This window comes from Hydrogenophaga pseudoflava (assembly GCF_004353865.1).
Classification (GTDB): domain Bacteria; phylum Pseudomonadota; class Gammaproteobacteria; order Burkholderiales; family Burkholderiaceae_C; genus Hydrogenophaga; species Hydrogenophaga pseudoflava.
Genome location: NZ_CP037867.1, coordinates 3,649,656 through 3,666,294, shown reverse-complemented (window position 1 = coordinate 3,666,294; position 16,639 = coordinate 3,649,656). Strand labels below are relative to the sequence as shown.

At 69.4% G+C, this 16,639-nt stretch carries 18 protein-coding genes; 4 read left to right on the top strand and 14 right to left on the bottom strand.

The window, feature by feature from the left end:
* Positions 1–15 precede the first annotated feature (15 nt).
* The 7 genes from HPF_RS17620 to pqqA all read right to left on the bottom strand — a co-directional run bounded on the left by HPF_RS17620 (position 16) and on the right by pqqA (position 4,608).
* Positions 16–627, bottom strand: coding sequence for a hypothetical protein (locus HPF_RS17620; RefSeq protein ID WP_133157360.1), 612 nt, complete (start codon positions 625–627; stop codon positions 16–18).
* Entirely contained in the window at positions 602–1,327 is a 726-nt protein-coding gene (locus HPF_RS17615) for a MotA/TolQ/ExbB proton channel family protein (protein WP_207959201.1), read from the bottom strand. The genes HPF_RS17620 and HPF_RS17615 overlap by 26 nt, the downstream gene beginning before the upstream one ends.
* 4 nt (positions 1,328–1,331) lie before the next feature.
* Positions 1,332–2,558, bottom strand: coding sequence for a pyrroloquinoline quinone biosynthesis protein PqqE (gene pqqE, locus HPF_RS17610; protein WP_243721610.1), 1,227 nt, complete (start codon positions 2,556–2,558; stop codon positions 1,332–1,334).
* Positions 2,542–2,808 carry a pyrroloquinoline quinone biosynthesis peptide chaperone PqqD gene (gene pqqD, locus HPF_RS17605; protein WP_066155654.1) on the bottom strand — a complete coding sequence of 89 codons (267 nt, stop codon included), beginning with the start codon at positions 2,806–2,808 and terminating at the stop codon, positions 2,542–2,544. The genes pqqE and pqqD overlap by 17 nt, the downstream gene beginning before the upstream one ends.
* A complete protein-coding gene (gene pqqC, locus HPF_RS17600) occupies positions 2,805–3,536 on the bottom strand; it encodes a pyrroloquinoline-quinone synthase PqqC (protein WP_066155657.1) in 732 nt (243 codons plus the stop codon). The genes pqqD and pqqC overlap by 4 nt, the downstream gene beginning before the upstream one ends.
* A 7-nt stretch (positions 3,537–3,543) precedes the next feature.
* Positions 3,544–4,461: a pyrroloquinoline quinone biosynthesis protein PqqB gene (gene pqqB / locus HPF_RS17595; RefSeq protein ID WP_133157358.1), complete on the bottom strand. Its 918-nt coding sequence runs from the start codon at positions 4,459–4,461 to the stop codon at positions 3,544–3,546.
* A 72-nt stretch (positions 4,462–4,533) separates the two neighbouring features.
* Complete coding sequence (gene pqqA, locus HPF_RS17590) at positions 4,534–4,608, bottom strand: pyrroloquinoline quinone precursor peptide PqqA (RefSeq protein WP_068167214.1); 75 nt, start codon at positions 4,606–4,608, stop codon at positions 4,534–4,536.
* Positions 4,609–4,639: 31 nt separating this feature from the next.
* On the opposite strand from pqqA, the gene HPF_RS17585 reads away from it, so the two are divergent.
* Entirely contained in the window at positions 4,640–5,746 is a 1,107-nt protein-coding gene (locus HPF_RS17585) for an alpha/beta fold hydrolase (protein WP_243721609.1), read from the top strand.
* Positions 5,743–6,759: an MBL fold metallo-hydrolase gene (locus HPF_RS17580; RefSeq protein ID WP_133157356.1), complete on the top strand. Its 1,017-nt coding sequence runs from the start codon at positions 5,743–5,745 to the stop codon at positions 6,757–6,759. The genes HPF_RS17585 and HPF_RS17580 overlap by 4 nt, the downstream gene beginning before the upstream one ends.
* Here the strand turns inward: HPF_RS17580 and HPF_RS17575 are convergent.
* The gene (locus HPF_RS17575; protein ID WP_133157355.1) at positions 6,736–8,787 is read right to left on the bottom strand and encodes a sigma-54-dependent Fis family transcriptional regulator; all 2,052 of its coding nucleotides are present in this window, start codon (positions 8,785–8,787) and stop codon (positions 6,736–6,738) included. The two genes, HPF_RS17580 and HPF_RS17575, sit on opposite strands and share 24 nt — an antisense overlap.
* A 401-nt stretch (positions 8,788–9,188) precedes the next feature.
* Here HPF_RS17575 and pedF point away from each other — a divergent pair, with 401 nt between their 5' ends.
* Positions 9,189–9,674, top strand: a complete 486-nt coding sequence (pedF, locus tag HPF_RS17570; RefSeq protein WP_066155669.1) for a cytochrome c-550 PedF — start codon at positions 9,189–9,191, stop codon at positions 9,672–9,674.
* Positions 9,675–9,727: 53 nt separating this feature from the next.
* Positions 9,728–10,618 carry a substrate-binding periplasmic protein gene (locus HPF_RS17565; protein ID WP_133157354.1) on the top strand — a complete coding sequence of 297 codons (891 nt, stop codon included), beginning with the start codon at positions 9,728–9,730 and terminating at the stop codon, positions 10,616–10,618.
* Positions 10,619–10,641: 23 nt separating this feature from the next.
* Here the strand turns inward: HPF_RS17565 and HPF_RS17560 are convergent, their stop codons facing one another.
* From HPF_RS17560 to HPF_RS17535, 6 genes are all read right to left on the bottom strand, one after another.
* Positions 10,642–11,748, bottom strand: coding sequence for a helix-turn-helix domain-containing protein (locus HPF_RS17560; RefSeq protein ID WP_243721608.1), 1,107 nt, complete (start codon positions 11,746–11,748; stop codon positions 10,642–10,644).
* Positions 11,749–11,881: 133 nt separating this feature from the next.
* A complete protein-coding gene (locus HPF_RS17555) occupies positions 11,882–12,955 on the bottom strand; it encodes an XdhC family protein (protein ID WP_133157353.1) in 1,074 nt (357 codons plus the stop codon).
* A gap of 41 nt (positions 12,956–12,996) precedes the next feature.
* The gene (locus HPF_RS17550) at positions 12,997–13,596 is read right to left on the bottom strand and encodes an SRPBCC family protein (RefSeq protein ID WP_133157352.1); all 600 of its coding nucleotides are present in this window, start codon (positions 13,594–13,596) and stop codon (positions 12,997–12,999) included.
* Positions 13,597–13,636: 40 nt separating this feature from the next.
* Positions 13,637–14,821: a vWA domain-containing protein gene (locus HPF_RS17545; protein ID WP_133157351.1), complete on the bottom strand. Its 1,185-nt coding sequence runs from the start codon at positions 14,819–14,821 to the stop codon at positions 13,637–13,639.
* A gap of 11 nt (positions 14,822–14,832) precedes the next feature.
* A complete protein-coding gene (locus HPF_RS17540; RefSeq protein ID WP_133157350.1) occupies positions 14,833–15,765 on the bottom strand; it encodes an AAA family ATPase in 933 nt (310 codons plus the stop codon).
* A 70-nt stretch (positions 15,766–15,835) separates the two neighbouring features.
* A complete protein-coding gene (locus tag HPF_RS17535) occupies positions 15,836–16,624 on the bottom strand; it encodes an FAD binding domain-containing protein (RefSeq protein WP_133157349.1) in 789 nt (262 codons plus the stop codon).
* Positions 16,625–16,639 lie beyond the last annotated feature (15 nt).

The following is a 16,639-nucleotide window of genomic DNA, read 5'->3' as shown; positions in this document are numbered from 1 at the left end:
TTGTTGTGGTGGGGTTCAGAGCCCGGCGCGCTGCACGATGGTCTTGGGAGTCGTGGAAAGGTCCAGAACCTGTCCCGCCTCGTCCAGCGTGAAGCGAACCAGTGTGCGTTCGTCGCCCTTGCGCGGGATCTGCTGGGTGCCGGTGTAGACGATCTCGGCCTGCGGATTGACCTTCACCACCGCCACCGTCACCTCCACCGGCTGCTGGTCGCCGCTGTCGTAGTAGTGGGCGTTGACCACGTACTCGCCGGGCACGATGCCACGCAGGGTGACGATCTCCTGCCGGATGGCGCTGCTGATCAGCTTGCCGTTGACCAGCACGCTGTTGTTCTTGGCGCCGCGGTCGTCGCGGTCCAGGTGCAGCATGCCGGCGTCGCGCTGGCGGAACCACAGCGTCTTGCCGCCGGGTTCGAGCACCCAGGTGTCCACGTCGTTGGGGTTGTTGTCGGGCCAGGAGACCGTGACCATGAACTCTGCCTTGGCCGGCACGTCGCCCGCCTTGCGGGCCTGCGGGTTGAAGGCCAGGATGGCGATGACAAAACAGAAGACGAACGCGATCAACATGTTGAACAACATGTCGTAGAACGGATCGGCCTCGGTGTCACGAATCGGCCGGCCGATCGCCATCGCGCAGTCCTTCGTTCGTGAGCGAGAGCGCCAGCGCGTCGGCCACCAGAGCGTCGGCAAAGCGGTCCAGCCGCATCAGCTGCAGGCCCAGCAGGATGTTGCCGGTCAGGCCCGTCACCGTGGTCAGCAGCGCGATGCCCAGGCCACCCGTCAGGCTCTTGAGCAGCTGCGCGCTCTGGCTGGGGTCGAAGCTGTCCATCTGGCCCAGTTGCAGCGCGAGGATGGAAAAGCCGATCACCTTGCCCAGCAGGCCGAGCTTGAGCTGGATGCCGTTGAGCCACCAGGCCATCTCGTGCGGGCCGTGCGCGCGCTCGCCCAGCACCTGCAGCCAGGACGCCCGGTCGGCGCCGGGCCGTGCAGAACCCTGCAGGAATTCGCTGCTCCAGCCCTGCGCCTGGCCCGCGTCGAGCGCGCTGCGCTGGCGGCCCAGGTCCCAGGCGCGGCGTCCCGCCCAGAGCGAGCAGCCGATGAACAGCACCACGATCACCAGCGTCAGGTGCGTCGGGTCGGCCTCCACCAGCCGGTGCCAGGCCCCTGCGCGCCAGAGCAGCCAGGCCGCGAACACCAGCAGACCCATGTAGGCGAGCCAGAGCAGGAACAGACCCTGGTCCGCGCGCTCCACGTTCAGCGTGGGCTGCGTAGCACCCGGCAGACGCCGCACCAGCAGCGCGCCGAACATGCGGTGGGTGGATGTGTTCATGGGTTCACGGCGCACGGCCGCCCGAAGCCGTGAACGCGCCCCCCCGGTGGGCAGCGACCGCCGCAGGCGCGGAGCGTGGGGACTCGTGCAATGCCTTCGACTCGGCGTCGCTGCGGAACACGATCGGGATGTTGCGGTGCTTCGGTGCGTCGCGCACCACCGCCACCACCTTCTGATGGTGGGCCGACTTGCTGCACACCGGGTCGGTCTCGGCCGGGTCGCCGGTGAGCAAAAAGGCCTGGCAGCGGCAGCCACCGAAGTCCTTGTGGCGCTCGTCGCAGCTGCGGCAGGTCGGCTTCATCCAGGCGTCGCCGCGGTAGGTGTTGAAGGCGGTGCTGCGCTGCCAGATGTCGGCAATCGACACGTCCTTCACGTTGGGCAGCCGCAAGCCCGGCAGGTCGCGCGCGTTGTGGCAGGGCATGGCCAGGCCGTCGGGCGCGATGGAGAGGAACACCGCGCCCCAGCCATTCATGCAGGCCTTGGGGCGTTCCTCGAAGTAGTCGGGCACCACGAAGAGCACGCGGGTCTTGTGGCCATCGGTCTTCGCGTCCTGCTCGGCTCGGAAGGAGTTGACCTCGGCTTCGGCGACCTTCAGTTCCTCGGCCGTGGGCATGAGGTGATCGCGGTTGATCCAGGCCCAGCCGTAGTACTGGGTGTTGGCCAGTTCCAGGTACTCGGCCTCCAGCGCCACGGCCATGTCGATGATCTTGCGCACGTGCGGCAGGTTGTGCCGGTGCAGCACACAGTTCATCACCATGGGCCAGTCGTGCGCCTTGATGAGCTTGGCGACGCGCTGCTTGAGGTCGAAGGTCTTGGTGTGGCTGAGGAAGTCGTTCAGCTCCTTGGTGGAGTCCTGGAACGACAGCTGCACGTGGTCCAGGCCGGCGTCCTTGAGCTTCTGCGCCCGGGCCGGGGTGAGGCCCACGCCCGAGGTGATGAGGTTGGTGTAGTAGCCCAGTCGGTGCGCTTCCTGCACCAGTTCTTCGAGGTCGTCGCGCAGCAGCGGCTCGCCGCCGGAGAAACCCAGCTGCGCCGCGCCGAGCTTGCGCGCCTGCGTCATCACGTCCACCCACTGCGCCGTGGTCAGCTCGTCGGTGACTTTGGCGTGCTGCGTCGGGTTGTAGCAAAAGACGCAGTGCAGCGGGCACTGGTAGGTCAGCTCCGCCAGCAGCCACAGCGGCGGGCCGGCGGGGATGGGCGCAGCGCTCAGAAGATCAGTCGATCCAGCCACGGCGTTGGCCCTCTTCGAGCAGGTTGCGGACTTCAGGGCCGATGCCCTGCGCGTTGAACGCGGCTTCCAGCTCAGTGACGATGGCATCGACCGAGCGCTCGCCATCGCAGCGCCTGAGGATCTCGGCGGCGCTCGGGTTGAGCTGCACCATGCCTTCCGGGTACAGCAGCACCCAGCGCGACTGCGCCTCTTCGTACTGCAGCCGGAAACGGCGCGAGAGCTTCGGGCGGGTGGGCAGGGCGGTGTTCACTGGCAGGCCTTTTCAATGGCGTCGAGCATCGTCCACAGAATGTCCAGCTTGAACTGCAGGATGTCCAGCGCGTGGTGCTGCTGCTCGCGCGTCTGGAAGTGCGCCAGCGTCACGCGCAGGCCGTGTTCCACGTCGCGGCTGGCCAGCGGAATGCGGCTGCGGAAGTAGGCGAGGCCGTTGGATTCGATCCAGGGGTAGTGCGTGGGCCAGGTGGCCAGGCGGTCCTTGTGGATCTGCGGCGCGAACATCTCGGTGAGCGAGGAACACACCGCTTCCTGCCAGGGCGCGGTGGCGGCGAAGTGCACATAGGCGTCGCAGGCGAAACGCACCGCGGGCACCACGTGCTGCAGCGACCACAGTTCTTCGCGGGAGATGCCCACGGCCTCGCCCAGCCGTGTCCATGCCTCGATGCCCCCTGCCGCAGAGCCCTGGTGGTCGCCATGGCCGTCGTGGTCGAGGATGCGCTCGACCCACAGGCGCCGGTGTTCGCGGTCGGGCATGTTGGCCAGGATGGCGGCGTCCTTGCGCGGGATGCAGATCTGGTAGTAGAAGCGGTTGGCCACCCAGCAACGGATCTCGTCGGGCGTGCAGCCGCCCGAGTTCATGCGCACGTTGAATGGGTGGTGGATGTGGTAGCTGCGGCCCTTGTCGCGCAGCTGGGCCTCGAACTCCTGCGCGCTCCAGGCGGGCAGGCCTTCGTGGGGGCGGTGGTGGCGGGCGATCTCCATGGCGTGCTCAGAAAGAAATGTCCATGCCGTCGTGGGCGACCTCGATGCCGTGGGCCGTGAGTTCGGCGCGCTCGGGCGAGTCTTCCACCAGCATGGGGTTGGTGTTGTTGATGTGGATGAGCACCTTGCGCACGCCGGCGGGCAGGCGGTCCAGATGTTCGACCATGCCGCCCGGGCCGCTTTGCGGCAGGTGGCCCATGTCGAGCGCGGCCTTGGCCGAGAGGCACAGGCGCTGCATCTCGTCGTGGGTCCAGAAGGTGCCGTCGACCAGGACGACGGCGCAACCGCTCATGAGCTCGATGAGCTCGTCGGTGACCTCGGCCAGGCCGGGCGCGTAGAAGGCCTTGGCGCCGGTGGCCGGGTTGGTGATCAGCAGGCCGATGTTGTCGCCGGGGCGCGGGTTGCCGCGGAACGGCGAGTACGGCGGCGGCTTGGACGACAGCGAGACGGTGTGCAGCTGCAGGCCGGGCAGGGCGGCGATGTGCACCGCGCGGCCGTCGATGGGCAGTTCCTGGCGCGCCGTGTCGCAGTAGTGCGAGAGGATGCCGGTGATCGGGAAGCCGCTGCCGATGTCGGAGAAGACCTCGGGCGTGGCCAGCAGCGGCAGCGGCGTCTTGCGCTCGCGCAGCATCAGCAGGCCGGTCACGTGGTCGATCTGCGCGTCCATCAGCAGCACGGCGGCGATACCGCTGTCGCGGATGGCGCGGGCCGGTTGCAGTTCGGGGTTGTCGCGGATCTGGGTGAGGATGTCGGGCGAGGCATTGACCAGCAGCCAGTCCTGGCCGTTGTCACTCACCGCAATCGACGACTGTGTGCGGGCGCGCGCCTTGAGCGTGCCGCGGCGCAGGCCGCTGCAGTTGGGGCAGTTGCAGTTCCACTGCGGGAAACCGCCACCGGCGGAAGAACCAAGAACGCGGATGCGCATAGACTGGATTGGGAAGAAAAAAGGCGCACGTGTGGGAACACCCGTGCGCCTGAGGTCGCTCGTCGCCGGTGGTCAGCGGTTGGCGATGTACATCGTGATTTCAAAACCGAAACGCAGGTCGGTGAAGGCGGGGGTGGTCCACTGCATGTCTTGTCTCCAGTTGGGGTTGGCATGAATCGTGACTGCTGACCTGCCTGCACTGTTGCAGTTCAAGCCGCACCCGATGATCAGCAAAAACGATGCCACCGGACAAGGCCCCTGGCGACGCCAGCGCGACCTCGACCTCGGGGCGCCGCACCGCATGGCCTGGCACCTGGGTGGAAACCCTGATGGTGAGCCCTGGCTGCTGCTGCATGGCGGGCCGGGCAGCGGTGCGAACCTGAGCCTGCTGGCGCCGCTGGATCTGCGCCGGCAGCGCGCGATTGCGCCCGACCAGCGCGGCAGCGGCGCCAGCCGCCCGCGCGGCAGCACGCTGCGCAACCACACGGCGGCGCTGGTGTCGGACCTCGAAGCCCTGCGGCGGCACCTGGGCCTGGAGCGCTGGTCGCTGCTGGCCGGTTCGTGGGGCACGGTGCTCGCGCTGGCCTACGCGCAGGCCCATCCGCAGCGGGTGCAGCGGCTGGTGCTGCGCGGCGCCTTTGCGCTGTCGCGGCGCGAGATTGGCGGCCTGCTGCAGGGCGCGGCATCAGGGAAGACCCTGAGTGTTCCTGGGGCTGTCTGGCCTGCCTCGCGCAGCGTGGCACTGCCCGCGCTGCTGGCCCGTCTGCGCCAGTTGCTCCAATCCGGTACACCCGCTGTTGCAGGTCTGCGCGCGGCGCGGCGCTGGGCCCTGCTCGAATCGCGCGCGGCGGCCCGAGGCATGTGGCGTGCGCTGCTCGGTGCAGGCCCCGTTGTGGCTGGAGCCCGACCGGTCTGGGCTGCTCAGCGGCGGCGCGAGCGGCGTCTGGCGGCCGGATTCCGGCGCCGGGGCAACCGCAGCGACCGCACGGACCAGGCGCTGCGGCGCAAGTTCCGCATCCAGTCGCACTACCTGTTGCACCGTGGCTTTGTGCGGCCGGGCGGCCTGGACCGGGCGGTGCGCGCGGTTGCGCTCGCGGGTGTGTCGGTGGACTGGGTGCACGGCGCGTTCGACGCGGTGTGCCCGCCGCAGAACAGCCGGCGCTGGCAGGCGCAGATGGAGCGCCTGGCGCCCGGTCTGTCGTCGCTCACGTTCACCCGCGCCGGCCATCTGGGCCATGAGCCGAAGACACTGGCGGCGCTGCGCGAGAAGGTGGGGCGGTCGTGAAGGTCGACGTAAAAGCGTGGTATCGCCGGGCGCTGGTCTCGCTGCTGCTGGGGCAGGCGGTGTCTGTGCTGGCGGCCCCGGGCTGCGACACGCTGGAGCCGGTGCCCTGGCGCGCCGTCGCGCCGGGCGCCTGGGTCTGGCTGCCGCCGGACGGTGGCGATGTGTCGCCCGCCAACGCCGGCCATGTGGTGCCCACCAGCGTGCTGGTGTCGGGGCGCCAGGCGCTGGTGATCGACCCCGGGCCCAGCCACCGGCACGGCGAGCGGGTGCGGCGTTCGCTGGCCTGCCGCTTTGGCGCGCAGGTGCGCTGGATCGTCAACACCCACGCGCATTCCGAGAACGTGCTGGCCAACTCGGCGTTCGCCGCCGACGTGGCGGCCGGACGCACGCAGATCCTCGCAACCGCCCCGACCCGCGAAGGCATGGCGTTGCGCTGCCCGGACTGCCTGGCGAGCCTCACGCAGCGGGTGGGCGAAGGGGCAATGGCCGGCACGCGCATCGTGCTGCCCACGCGCACGCTGTCCGAAGGTGAGGTGCTGCGCCTGGGCCGCTGGCGGCTGCGCGTGATGCGGGTGGAGCATGCGCACACCGAGGGCGACCTGGTGCTGTGGGATGCGCGGCAGCGCGTGCTGTGGGCCGGCGGGCTGGTGTACCAGGGCCGTGTGCCCGAACTGGCACAAGGTCATCTGGACGGCTGGATCGCGGCACTGGACCGCCTGCAGGCGCTGGCGCCACAGCAGGTGATCGCCACCACGTGGTCGGTGGCCGACGGGTCGGGGGTACCCTCCGCACTGCTGGACACGCGCGCCTACCTGGGCGCCTTGCGCGAGAAGACCTTGCAGGCCATGGACGAAGGCGCCCAGCCGCAGGAGATCGACCGCGTCGCCTTGCCCGCCTTCCGCGGCTGGGCGGGCTACGGCGCGCGGCACGGCTTCAACGTGCTGCGCGCCTGGCGCGAGCTGGAGCCGGTGTGGATGGACCGCCAGCCCTCAGCCCAGGAGGTCGGGCGGTAGCAGGTGCTTCTTGCGGTAGATGGTGTTGCGCGAGACGCCCAGCGCCTTGGCCGCGGCCGACACGTTGCCGCCGTGCAGGCGCAGCATCTGCGCCATGGCGCTGATCGCCACGTCCTGCAGCTTCTGGCCGTCCAGCGTGGGTTCGGGCATGGGCGGCGCACTCGGCAGCTCGGGCAGCGAGGCGTCGACGGTCGGCACCGGCGTGCTCATGCGCTGCGCCACCGGGTGTGGCAGGCCGTGTTCCAGCTCTTCGAGGAAGTCGTCCGGCAGGTGCTCCATGTCGATCATGCCGGCGCAGCCGACCATGACCACCGCCGTGCGCAGCAGGTTGTGCAGCTGGCGGAAGTTGCCCGGCCAGTGGTAGCGCTTGAAGATGTCCATCACCCGCGGTGCGATGCCGATGTTCTGCCCGTTCTCGCACAGCGACTTGACGATCTTTTGCACCACCAGGTCGAAGTCGGTGCGCTCGCGCAGCGCCGGCAGGCGCACCACCAGGCCGTTGAGGCGGTAGTAAAGGTCTTCGCGGAAGTCACCGCGCGCGATCATGTCCTTGAGGTTCTTGTGCGTGGCACTCACGATGGCCACGTCCACATCGACCTCCTTGCCCGCGCCCAGCGGGCTCACCCGTCGCTCCTGCAGCACGCGCAGCAGCCGCGCCTGCAGGTGCTTGGGCATGTCGCCGATTTCGTCGAGGAACAGCGTGCCGCCATTGGCCTGCAGGATCTTGCCGATTGAGCCCTTCTTGCGCGCGCCGGTGAAAGCGCCTTCCTCGTAGCCGAACAGCTCGGACTCGATCAGCGTGTCCGGGATCGATGCGCAGTTGACCGAGACGAAGGGCTGGCCCGAGCGGTTCGAATCACCGTGGATGGCCTGCGCCAGCAGGTCCTTGCCGGTGCCGGTTTCGCCCAGGATCATCACAGGGATGTCCTTGCCCGAGACCATGCGCAGCTTGTGGATCACGGCCGAGACCTGCGGGTCCCCGGTGTCCAGGTACTGCAGCGTGGACAGATGCGGTTTGCGCGGCACCACCTTGGCCACTGCGGGCGACGGTGTGGCGGCGGCCTGTTCCTCGGCCTGCTGCGGCGTGACCGGCATGGGCCGGCCGGCGTTCCAGGGATTGGCCGCCTTGATCTTGACCCGGCACCACACGGCCACGCCGTTGTGCAGCACCAGCTGCTTGGGCGTGGGCAGGGTGCCGCTGAACAGATCGACCAGCGAGGAGATCGGGATGCCGAACAGCGAGGAGAAGGTGTGGGCCTTGAGCGCGGCAAACGGCAGGCCGATCTGGAACTGCGCGCTGCGGTTGGCCGAGATGAAGCGGCCTTCGGGCGAGAACACCGCGATGCCCTCGACCAGCGTGCCGAGAAACTCCGAGCGGGTGTGGAAGTGCACCCGGATCGCCTTCGGGAAGATGTCGGCGAACATGTGGTTCTCGATCATCTGCGCCGACATGCGCACCAGGGCCAGCGTGTGCTGGTGGAAGCTGCGCTGGTCGCCGGTCACGTCCAGCGCGCCGATGACCTGACCGTAGGGGTCGAAGATCGGCGAGCACGAGCAGGTCAGGAACTTGTTGGCATTCAGGAAATGCTGGTTGCCATGGACGGTGAGCGCTTCCTCTTCGGTCAGCGCGGTGCCGATGGCGTTGGTGCCCTTGGTCTGTTCGGACCAGTCCATGCCGGGCATCAGGGCCACGCGCGAGGCCTTCTCCAGAAAGTCGTTGTCGCCCAGCGAGTGCAGGACCATGCCCTTGGCCGAGGTCAGCAGCACCATGCTGTGGGTGTTGGCGATCTGGTCGTAGAGCGTTTCCATGACCGGTGCCGCGTGCTGGAACAGGAAGCGGTTTTCGTCCAGGGCGCTGGTCAGGTCGCCGCGCAGCGGGCTGGAAAAGTCGGGTTCCGTCTGTTCGGTGATGCCGAAGGCGCGCGAACGCTGGTGCGACTGGTCGATCGGATCATGACCGGCCTCGTGGGGGGCGGAAGGCATGTTGACACGCTCTCGGCCGGGTGGCGTGTACATGGCGGCATTCATGTTGTCTCCAGGGTCCGGGGGAAGGCCTCCCCAGTAATCCATCGACCAGTTCGGCTCGATGGGGCCGAACTGAAGGGGATCGTGGTCGTTGCTGTCCTGACTCATGTGATTTTCTTCATATCTGTGCCACGAATCAACAGTGGGAAATCCCTGAATGAAACAAGCTGTGGCGGGTGCCTCCTTCCGGTACAAAGCAAATCCCCGGCCAGCCCACAGTGGCCCGTTGTGCCTGTTCGGAATGGGACAGTGGTGGGGCGCGGAACAACAGGGTGGTTCAATTTGGAACACATGGTCGTCGCAATCGGGCCGGGATGCGGGTGGTGCAGGGGCGCTTCGTTTTGTGGCCCGCTTATTGCTGACCGGGTGTCGAAGCCTTTTTTTCTGAACCTGGAGACAAGCCCATGAACGTCCGTTTTTCCCTCGCATCCCGACGCGCCGTCGCCCTGCTGGTGGCCGGCCTGACCGCCACCGCGGTGTACGCCCACGGGGACGTGGTCCCGCAGGCCGTGGACACCAGCACCCTGCCGCAGCTGGGCGCCAAGTGGCTCGATGCCAACCCCTACAACGAGCAGAGCCCGGCCCGCAAGGAAGCGCTGCGCATCGGCACCTCGGCCTACAACCAGAACTGCGCCCGCTGCCATGGCCTGGAAGCCATCTCCGGCGGCATCTCGCCCGACCTGCGCAAGATGGACAGCGACTGCTCCGGCCTGGCCGACGCGGCCAAGAAGGCCTCCTGCATGAAGGAGATGGACGACTACTTCATCTCCACCGTCCGCCGCGGCCGCGTGCGCGACGGGCGCGTCTACATGCCGCCGTTCGAAGGCACGCTCACGCAGGAAGCGATCTGGACCATCCGCACCTACATCGAGACCCGCCGCGAACCCTGAGCCCGCGCCACCGGACGGGCCGTCAGCTACAACATCACAGAGAGACAAGACCCATGACCGACTCCACCCTGAAGACTTCCAGAGGCCTGCGCCGCCGCGAAGCGCTGGCGCTGCTGCCGGCCGCGCTGGCCATGCCCTGGCCGGTGCTGGCGCAGACCGACCTGAGCGACCTGGCGCGCATCCGTGCGAACGGGGCGCTCAAGGTCGCGGTGTACAAGGACAACGCGCCGTTCTCCAGCGGCCCGGCCACGGACATGACGGGCCTGGACGTGTCGCTGGCCGAGGCGCTGGCCCGGCAGATGAACCTCAAGCTCTCGCTGCTGCCGTTCGATGCGGGCGAGAACATGAACGACGACCTGCGCAACATGGTCTGGCGTGGCCACTACCTGGGCTACGGTCCGGCCGACGTGATGCTGCAGGTGCCGGCCGACCGCTTCCTGGCCAATGGGAACCCCCAGGTCACGATCTTGGCGCCCTACATGCGCCAGTCCAATGTGCTGCTGCACGACAGCCGGCGCCTGGCCGCAGCCGCCACGCCCGAAGACCTCAAGGGACTGCCGCTGGCGGCCGAGCGGGGCGCTGGCGCGGCCAGCGTGCTCATGGGCTATGGCGGTGGTCTGCTGCGCAACCAGGTCTCGATCTACCCGTCGGGCGTCGAAGCCGCGCAGGCGGTGATCGACGGCAAGGCCGCGGCGGCGTTCGTGCTGCGGGCGCAGGCCGAAGCCGCGCTGTTTCAGCGCAAGGCGTCGGTGGAGCAGTTCCCGCTGTCCAAGCTCAACCTCAACAACGGCATCGCCGACACCGGCTGGCCGGTGGGCATGGCGATCAAGGCGGCCCACAAGGACCTGGGCGCGGCGCTGGACACGGCCATGAAGTCGCTGCGCGAGAGCGGTGAGCTGCTGGCCATGTTCAAGCAGCACGGCTTGACCCTCACAGCCCCCTGAAGCCGCGCAGCGGCGCAGGGGGGTTACTTCTTTTTCGTGAGTTTTCGGTAGACGGTCGCGCGGCTGATGCCCAGCGCGCGGGCCGCTTCCATCACGTTGCCGCGTGCGTCTTCCACCGCGCGGCGGATCAGGGCAGCCTCCACGTCCTTGAGCGGCACGCTGTGGCTGGCCGGGCGCGGTGAACCGGAGACGCGGCCCGGCCCCTGGGCCAGCAGCTGCAGCCGCAGGCCGGACCACAGCGGCACCTCGAAGGCGGGGCGCTGCGCGCGGGCGGCGTCGAACAGGCCATCGGTGGGCACCGCGAAGACTTCGCTGCAGTGCATCGCGCCCTGCTGCGGCATGAGGCCCAGCATGTCGGACGCGGCCCGGTTGGCGCCGATGATGCGGCCGTCGTCGTCCACGCAGACCAGTCCGTCGTTGTCGTCCCCGAGCACGCGGCCCGGCCAGTTCAGGCGCAGCAGCATGCGGTGCGGGCGTGAGGTGGTCAGCGCGTTCTCGATGCTGCGCGCCGACTGCGTCACCAGGTGCTTGAGGGCGGGTTGTTCCGCCACGTCGACGCCAGTGAGATCCAGCATGCCGACGCAGTGGCCGTCCGGCCCCCAGATCGGCGCACCGGCGCAGCTGAAGGCGCCGTTGTCGTGGAAGAAGTGTTCGCCGCGGTGCAGCCAGACCGGCTCATGGTCGGTCAGCGTGGTGCCGATGGCGGTGGTGCCGACGGCCCGCTCGGAGAGGTCGACCCCCACGCGCGCGATGGCCGCGGCCCGCGGGTTGTTGCGGTCGACCGGGCCGTCCACGTCGATCACCGTGCCGCGCGCGTCGGTCAGGATGGCGAAGTAGCGGGTGTGCACCATCGCCCGCGAGAGCGAGCGGATCACAGGCGCGGCAGCCTGGATCAGGGGCTGGCTCGCCTCCAGCGCCTGGCGGATGGCGCTGGCCGACACCGGCTCGAAGGCCACGCGCTGGTGCGGGTCCTGTCCCATGGCCAGACAGCGCCGCCAGGAGCGCTCGATGGGCGCGGCCAGCCAGGGCGAGGGGGCGCTGTCGCGCGCCTCCAGCACAGACAGGCGCGCACGTTCGATCAGGGCCAGACGCTGGTCAGGGAGCAGGGGGGATTGGACGGTGGTGGTCACATCGGCCTCGGCGTTCGTGGGCGGAACAACAGTGTTGCAGATTGAGACAGTGCCCGGGCAGGCCCCCGGACAATGCACCTCTTTTGCAGTCAACCGCAAGTCACATGCCACGCCGCGGCCGGGGCCGCGGCGCTCAGGCCACGCGGGACGCGCTGAAGCAGACGGCGCCGCCTTCGTCCGCGCTGCGGGGCTGGAGCTGGTCCTTGGCCGGGCCGACCTGGGCGTCGCGCGGCAGCGCCACGCCGTTCTTCACCGCCAGCACCTCGGCCATGATGCTGACCGCGATTTCCGAGGGCATCTTGCTGCCGATGTAGATGCCGATGGGGCCGCGCATGGCGGCCAGGCTCTCTTCGGTCTGGTCGAAGTGTTCGATCATGCGCGCGCGCCGGGCCTCGTTGTTGCGGCGCGAGCCGATGGCGCCGACGTAGAAGGCCTCGGTGCCCAGGGCTTCGAGCAGGGCCAGGTCGTCCAGCTTGGGGTCGTGCGTGAGCGCGATGACGCAGGTGCGGCGGTCGACACCGAAGGCCTGCACCACGTCGTCGGGCATGCCGGTGAGCAGCTTGGCGCCGGGCACGTTCCAGCTGCCGCGGTATTCCTCGCGCGGGTCGCAGACCGAGACCGAGAAGCCGCAGAAGATCGCCATGGTCGAGAGGTACTCGGCCAGCTGGCCGGCGCCGATCAGCAGCATGCGGTACTCGGGCCCGAAGGTGTTGCGCAGCACCTGGCCGTCGTCGCTGAGCGCCTCGGGCCGTTCGCAGGGCGCGACCGTGACCCGGCCGGTGGCCAGGTCGGTGCTGCGCTGCATCAGCCGCCCGTCGCCCAGCGCCGTCACCAGCGCCGCCAGCGCGCCGGCGTCGGGGTTGAACTCCAGCATCAGCTCCAGCGTGCCGCCGCAGGGCAGGCCGAAGCGGTGAGCCTCGTCGGCGCTCACACCGTACTTCACCCGCTCGGGCGGGCCGTCGGGGATGTCGTGGGTGCCCGCGCCCGCAGCGCCGTCCGCACGGCGGTAGCGGTAGATCAGGTCGTCCTCGATGCAGCCGCCGGAGACCGATCCGATCACGGCGCCGGTCTCGCACAGCGCCATGATCGAGCCGACCGGGCGGGGCGAAGACCCCCAGGTGCGGATCACCGTGGCCAGCAGCGCACGCTGCCCTTGCTGGCGCCATTGCAGCAGATGGCGCAGCACCGTGATGTCGAGGTTTTCCATGGTGTCTCCAGTCCTGGCAGGTATTGTGCGCGGCGAAGCCTTCAGCGGCTGAGCCACCACAGGGCCAGCAGCACCACACCGCCCGCGATCCAGACCCAGGCGGGAATGCCGCCGCTTGCCGCGGGGGCCTCGGCCACCGGTGCCTCGCCCGCCGCAGCGGCCTTCGCCGCCGCGTCGCGCGCGGCGTAGGCCTCGGGGTGGGCCTGCTGCATGGCCTCGTCGAAGCGCTTGAAGAAGTCCTCGGCCATGGACCTGGCCGTGCCGTCGATCAGGCGCTGGCCCAGCTGCGCCACCTTGCCGCCGACGGTGGCGTGCACGGTGTAGTCCAGCGTGCAGCCGCTGCCGTCGGGCGTGAGCTTGACCGCCGCCGTGCCCTTGCCGAAGCCCGCCACGCCGCCCTGGCCCTCGAAATTGATCTTGTAGGACTCGGGCGCGACGATGTCGGAGAGCAGGATCTTGCCGGCGAACTTGGCCGCCACCGGCCCGATCTTGAGCGCCATGCCCACCGCGTACTGGTTCTCGCCCGTGGCCTCGACCTTGTCGCAGCCCGGGATGCAGGCCTTGAGCACGGCGGGGTCGTTGAGCGCGTCCCAGGCCTGCTGCTGGGTGATGGCCAGGGAGCGGTTGCCTTGCATGTCCATGGTGGTGTGTCCTCTTTCTTGTGGGGTCTGAACGAAGGGCTCAGCGCCGCAGCACCGCCGCGATGCTGGCGGCCAGGTCTTCGAGCTTGCTGAGGTTGTGCACGGCCAGCATGCCGTGCGCGTGGGTGTGCAGTGCGGCTGCGCCGCGGGCCAGCGGGGCATAGCCCTCGAAGCGCAGCAGCGGGTTGAGCCAGAGCAGGCGGCCGCAGCGCCGGCGCAGCCAGGCCAGCGATTCGGACAGCGCCGTGGGCTCGCCGGTGTCCAGGCCGTCGCTGACGATCAGCACCAGCGTGCGGCGGCCGACCAGGCGGCGCGCGTGGTCCTGCTGCAGCGCCTGCAGCGAGGCACCGAGCTGGGTGCCGCCGGCGAAGTCGGCGATCAGTTCGTTGGCGGCGACCAGCATGTCGTCGGTGTCGGCAAGCCGGAACGCCGGCGTGAGGTCGGTCAGCCGGGTGCCGAAGGCGAACACGTCGCGGCGCCGGTGGTGGCGCGTGGCCGCGTGCAGGAAGGCCAGCAGCAGCCGGGTGTAGCGCTCCATCGAGCCGGACACATCCACCAGCACCATCAGCGGCAGCGGCTGTTCGCGGCGCGAGAGCTGCGGCAGCTCCATCAGCTCGCCGCCGTGGCGCACCGCGCGGCGCAGGGCGCGCTGCCAGTGGGGGCGGGTGCCGCCGGGCCCGGGCCGGGTGCGGCGCGAATCGTAGGTCGGCAGCGGCAGGCGGATGTCGCGCGCCAGCCGCTCGACCAGCCGGTATTCGGTGCCCGACAGCGCGTTGAAGTCGGCGTGGTGCAGGCGCCGGATGTCGCTGGCCGTCATGGCGGCGTCGAACTCGACCTTCTGGTCTTCCTGTTTGGGCTTGGCCTGCTGCCCGAAGCTCTTTTGCGGCGACAGCGCCTCGCGCACGCGCGGCCGGCGCTTGCTCGGCTCGGCCTTGCCCTCGGCGCTGGGCAGCAACTGCGACAGCAGCTTCTGCGCGATCTCGGGGTTGCGGAAGTAGGTGTCGAACAGCTCGCGGAACACCAGGCGGTCCTGCTCGCGGGTCACGAACACCGCCTCCATCGCCGCGCTCACGTCCTCCTTGCGCTCCAGGCCGACCGCCATGGCGGCGCGCGTGGCCAGTGCGATGCGCGAGCTGTCCACACGCACGCCGGCGCGGCGCAGCGCGCGGCCGAAGCCGGCGATGTTGTCGGCCAGTTTGCCGGTGCGGGAATCTCCGAGCTGCATGAGCGGCGAACTCAGGCGGGCGTGTCGGCCGGCTTGAGCAACTCGGCGGCCATGTCGCGCGTGAGCGCGGCCACGTCCTCGCGCTGCTTGAACAGGATGCCGGCGGTGTCGCTCAGCACCTCGGGGTCGACCGCCAGCGTGTCCAGGGCCACCAGCGCCTTGGCCCACTCGACACTTTCAGCAATGCCGGGCGAGCGCTGGAAAGCGTTGGCAAAGGGCTGACTGCGCAGGCGCTGCACCACTTCGGCCACCTGGGTCGCCAGCGCGGCCGAGGCCTGCGGCACCTGGGCGCGCACGATGTCCAGCTCGCGTTCGCGCTCGGGGTAGTCGAGCCAGTGGTAGAGGCAGCGGCGCTTGACCGCGTCGTTGAGCTCGCGCGTGCGGTTGCTGGTGAGGATGGTGACCGGCGGGCAGGCGGCGCGCACCGTGCCGAACTCGGGAATGCTGACCTGGTACTCGCCCAGGTACTCCAGCAGAAAGGCCTCGAAGGGTTCGTCGGCGCGGTCGACCTCGTCGATCAGCAGCAGCGCGCCGGGCTCGGGCGCCTGCAGAGCCGCCAGCAGCGGCCGCTTGATCAGGTAGCGCTCCTGGTAGACCTCGCGCTCGATGCGCGCCACCTCGTCGGCGCCGCCGTCCGTGTGCGCGACCTCCAGCCGGGTCTGGGCGGCGCGCATGTGCAGCAGCTGTGCGGCGTAGTTCCACTCGTAGAGTGCTTCGCGCTGCTCCAGCCCGTCGTAGCACTGCAGGCGCAGCAGGGCGCGGCCCAGTGCGACCGACAGCGCCTTGGCCAGCTCGGTCTTGCCGACGCCCGGTTCGCCTTCGAGCAGCAGGGGGCGCTGCAGCTTCAGGGCCAGGAACACGGCGGTCGCCAGGCGGCGGTCGGCGTAGTAGCCGGCCGACTGCAGGGCTTGCATCAGGGCGTCGATTGAGGCGAAGGCGCTCATGGGAATGTTCTGTGAAGGAAAAAGGGCCCCGGGTCGGTGAACGCGGGGCCCTGGCGGTGACAGCCGGAAATCAGGCCAGTTGGGCGACGGCGCGCTGGGTCAGCACGCTGATCAGGTTGGCGCGGTAGGCCGCGCTGGCGTGCAGGTCGGCGCTGCAGTCGTCGGCGCTGATCTTCACGCTGGCGGCCGACTGCGGCGTGAAGCTGGCGTTCAGCGCGGCTTCCAGACCGGCGTGGCGGAACACGCCGTTGCCGGCGCCGGTCACGGCCACGCGCACGCCGCCGTCGGTCTGCGCGACGAACACGCCGATCAGCGCAAAGCGCGAGGCAGGCTGGTTGAACTTCAGGTAGGCCGCCTTCTTCGGGATCGGGAAGCTGATCGCGGTGATCAGCTCGCCGTCTTCCAGCGCGGTGCTGAACATGCCCTGAAAGAAGTCGTCGGCGGTAATCTTGCGCTTCGTGGTGTGCACCGTGGCCCCCAGACCGAGCACCGCGCTGGGGTAGCAGGCGGCGGGGTCGTTGTTGGCGACCGAGCCGCCCAGCGTGCCCATGGCGCGCACCTGCTTGTCGCCGATGTGGCCGGCCAGGTGCGCGAGGGCGGGAATGGCGGCGGCCACCTCGGCGCTGTTGGCCACGTCGATGTGGCGTGTCATGGCACCGATCACCAGGGCGTTGCCCTCCTTGCGGATGCCGGCCAGTTCCTTGACGCCGCCGAGGTCGACCAGGGTGCCCGGGTCGGACAGGCGCAGCTTCATGGAGGCCAGCAGGGTCTGGCCGCCGGCCAGGGGCTTGGCGCCGCCGGCGGCGGCCTTCTGGGCGTCGGCGAGGGAGGCGGGTTTGTCGAGCGTGAATGCGTACATGGTGTCCTCCTCCTG